Annotated in this window: 2 protein-coding genes and 1 pseudogene; all 3 read left to right on the top strand. The window is 60.4% G+C overall.

Going from position 1 to position 2268, the window contains the following annotated elements; all coding sequences use genetic code 11:
• Window positions 1–183 (top strand): annotated as a pseudogene (locus QZ269_RS12805) (NAD-dependent malic enzyme); the annotation flags it as partial.
• A gap of 74 nt (window positions 184–257) precedes the next feature.
• Window positions 258–878 carry a signal peptidase I gene (lepB, locus tag QZ269_RS12800; RefSeq protein WP_291427085.1) on the top strand — a complete coding sequence of 207 codons (621 nt, stop codon included), beginning with the start codon at window positions 258–260 and terminating at the stop codon, window positions 876–878.
• Between the two features lie 390 nt (window positions 879–1268).
• Window positions 1269–2159 carry a C40 family peptidase gene (locus tag QZ269_RS12795; RefSeq protein ID WP_291427084.1) on the top strand — a complete coding sequence of 297 codons (891 nt, stop codon included), beginning with the start codon at window positions 1269–1271 and terminating at the stop codon, window positions 2157–2159.
• Window positions 2160–2268 lie beyond the last annotated feature (109 nt).

Below are 2268 nucleotides of genomic sequence, written 5' to 3'. Positions count from 1 at the left end.
CCGATTAGCGAACTGCGCGAATTAAGCATCAAAATCGCGGTCAAGGTGACGCGGCAGGCCATTCTGGACGGCGTATGTGCCCAGCGCAGCGTCCGCAACCTCAGCGACGAACAGCTCGAAGAGGTTATTCGCAGGCGGGCCTGGTCGCCCCAGTATCTGCCGCTGCGCCGCGCAGAACGCTGACCAGACCGGGGGGCCTGCCGCGCCACGCTTTGGGCATTGCTCACGCCCCGGCGGGGTAGAGTTCAGAAACGCGTATGACCCGTCCGCAGGCCAGCCCCCCCGTCACCCAAAGCAGCCGAGGCCCAGCCCTATTCAGAAGTGAATTCTGGCGAGTCTGGGTGCTCGGGGCGCTGCTGCCGGTCTATCTGATCACCACGTTCGGGGCCACCCTGGCGCGGGTCGACGGCGAAAGCATGGACCCCACGCTGCAAAGCCGGGACTTGCTGCTGCTGCTGAAATATCCGCGCTGGCTGCACGCCTGGCACCTCAGCGGAAATTACCTGCATTACGGCGATCTGGTTATCTTCAAGGCTCCCGCCGACAGCCCGTACGCGTTCGAGACGCTCTACGGCTTTCGCCACCGGCCCTATAACGTCAAGCGGGTGGTGGGGCTGGCAGGCGACCAGTTGGAGATCAGAGACGGCCAACTGATCCGCAATGGCCGGGTGGTCGCCGAGGCGTATATCAGCGGAGGCTACATGAACGCCCAGCCCAAACTGACGGTGCCGCCTGGAAAAATCTGGGTGCTCGGTGACAACCGGCGGCTCGGTTCCAGCCTGGACAGCCGCGCTTATGGCCCGGTGGATGTCCGGGACGTAGCGGGGACGGCTAATCTGCGGCTCTGGCCGCGACCAGGCAACCTGTCGGGAAGATAACCCTACGAACTTCGGGCTACGAATTTCGGGCGTGGAGTTGGCTACACGGCAACAACCGGGCCATATTTAGCTTGCTGAACGGCAAAAAGTTCTTCGAGGTCGTGCGGGGACTCCACTGGCCTGGTGGCTTGAACTGCCTGCACGGCCACGCGCCGCATATGGTCAAACAGGGTCGGGATGACACCCAGAGATTCAGACAGCGATAGCGCGGCTGGAGCCAATGTTGAGCCTACTTCTAATCTCAGCCCCCCGGAAGCCAGGATGAGCGTTCACCCTAAGGGGTAGGCAAACAAATAGTGAATGTGTTACTTTGACGAAGTCAAGAATTTCTGAAGGCTCGGTGAAGCCTACGTGTGAGCCAGACCCCCCACCCCTAAAAGTGAAGGCCTGATGACTAAGACTTTAAACCGCTTCCTCCTCTTCCCCCTCCTGGCTGTCCCGCTTCTGTTCGGCAGCGCCCTAGCTCAAGTTAGTAGTGTTCCTGCCGCTGTCGGTACGGTCATCGTGCAGCCTGGTGACACGGCCTACTCACTGTCCAAGCGTGCAGGTCTAAGTGTCGAGCGGCTGCTTTTGCTTAATAACCTTGCCTCGCCTGTACTGAAAGTAGGGCAGCAGCTGGTTCTGGAAGACAATCCCCTGCATACCGTCCAGCCGGGCGAAACCCTGTACGCGCTGTCGCGCAAGTACGGTGTGACGGTCGAGGCCCTGAAAGCGGCCAACGATCTGCCCGTCGACGCGGTTATTGCCGTAGGGCAGATGCTGCATGTGCCTAACTCTGCCGTGGCTTCTCCGGCCAGCGCCACGGCCAGCGCTCCGGTTGTGCCTCTCGACGTGGTTCCGGCGATGCAGGCCCCGGTCAACGAAGTTCCGGTGCAGGGTCCTCTGGCGGGCAGCAACTGGCGGGATAACGCTCTGTCTCTGATGGGAACCCCTTATGTCTGGGGCGGTAATAGACGCACTGGCACCGATTGCAGCGGCTTTGTCCTTCAGGTCTTTGGGCCGCTGGGCGTAAAGTTGCCGCGTGTGAGCGCTGAACAGGCCCGCGCCGGTGTACCTGTAGACCAGAACAACCTGCAACCCGGCGACCTACTGTTTTTCGATACCGTCGGCAATGGCCGGATTACCCATGTCGGTATCTATATGGGCAACGATACGTTCATCAACGCGAACAGCTACCGTGGTCAGGTAGCTATAGATCACCTGCGCGGCGATAAGTACTGGGGGCCGCGTTATATCAGTGCCCGGCGCGTGCTGCCCGGTAATGTCATGGCGACCCAGTAATACGGGTTCCGCTCAATTCTGGTTCTGGTACAGTCAGAGGCTGTCTGAGGCCCTAACCATGGGAAATGTTTTAGGCTTTAACGGTGGAACGCGCAGCTTACCCTAGCGA

The organism is Deinococcus sp., from assembly GCF_018260405.1.
Classification (GTDB): Bacteria; Deinococcota; Deinococci; order Deinococcales; family Deinococcaceae; genus Deinococcus.
The sequence above is the reverse complement of the archived record's forward strand: the minus strand, read 5'-3'. Positions and strand labels throughout refer to the sequence as shown.

What these genes read in the sequence shown, in the direction of transcription:
- lepB (WP_291427085.1), top strand. Translation starts at nt 258, where the DNA reads ATGACCCGTCCGCAGGCCAGCCCCCCCGTCACCCAAAGCAGCCGAGGC.
- QZ269_RS12795 (WP_291427084.1), top strand. Translation starts at nt 1,269, where the DNA reads ATGACTAAGACTTTAAACCGCTTCCTCCTCTTCCCCCTCCTGGCTGTC.